Source organism: Bartonella queenslandensis AUST/NH15 (assembly GCF_000312585.1).
In the GTDB taxonomy this organism is placed as follows: Bacteria; Pseudomonadota; Alphaproteobacteria; order Rhizobiales; family Rhizobiaceae; genus Bartonella; species Bartonella queenslandensis_A.
The window spans coordinates 1-746 of record NZ_HE998061.1 but is presented as its reverse complement, the minus strand read 5'-3'; the positions used below and the strand labels follow the sequence as shown (position 1 = coordinate 746).

The following is a 746-nucleotide window of genomic DNA, read 5'->3' as shown; positions in this document are numbered from 1 at the left end:
GTTTTAATTCGGCAATGGCATGATCCTTTTGCTCGATTTGACTTTGTAGGTGATTCAAGACACCAAGTAATGCTTCAGGTTTGGAGTAATCGATTTGGGGGGCAGATATTTGTCTTTCTAATTCTTGCCAGCGATCAATGATTTTTGCACGTAAAGCAGTGCTGTAACCAGACACGAGAATTAAACATTCGCGTTTGGGTAAATGATAGCAGGGGCGTTTTTTTCCTTGCTCGTCAATATAATTGCTTAAAAATTTAGCCGGCTCAAATTTGAGCTCGCTAAATATTTGCTTAATATCGCGCATAACATTTTTATGCTGCTTACCACATACTTCTGCAATTTCAATGCTAGACATAGTCTGAGTGCTAGCGCTATTAAAGGTGCTTTTTTTAATTTCTATAAGTGTGTTCATAATGAACTCCTATTGGTTAGATGTTTCTTAATGACACTCTAAAAAGAGTGCCGGGTGCTAAGAAACACGGCCAATAGTCCGTCGTTATGCTTTCCCCGTAAAGGGTATTGTATAGCGTAACTACACCCGACAAGACCACTATATGCTACACGCATACAACGAGTCAAAGCCTTTAATGTGCGGAGAAAAGATTGTTTCGGTAATCAATCCGCTATTGGTTTAAGGTGTTTCTTAGGCACCTGATTCGACAATAGATATAACGATACTGTCTTGTCAAGTGATAAAAAACTTTTTTCTAAAAAATAATCCACTATTGTACAGTGTGTATATGAGT

General features: G+C 38.1%; 1 protein-coding gene. It reads right to left on the bottom strand.

What is annotated here, in order from left to right; translation table 11 throughout:
• Positions 1-412: Rha family transcriptional regulator (locus BN338_RS09355; protein WP_039761483.1), on the bottom strand; the 412-nt coding region annotated here is incomplete at its 3' end.
• Positions 413-746: the final 334 nt, after the last annotated feature.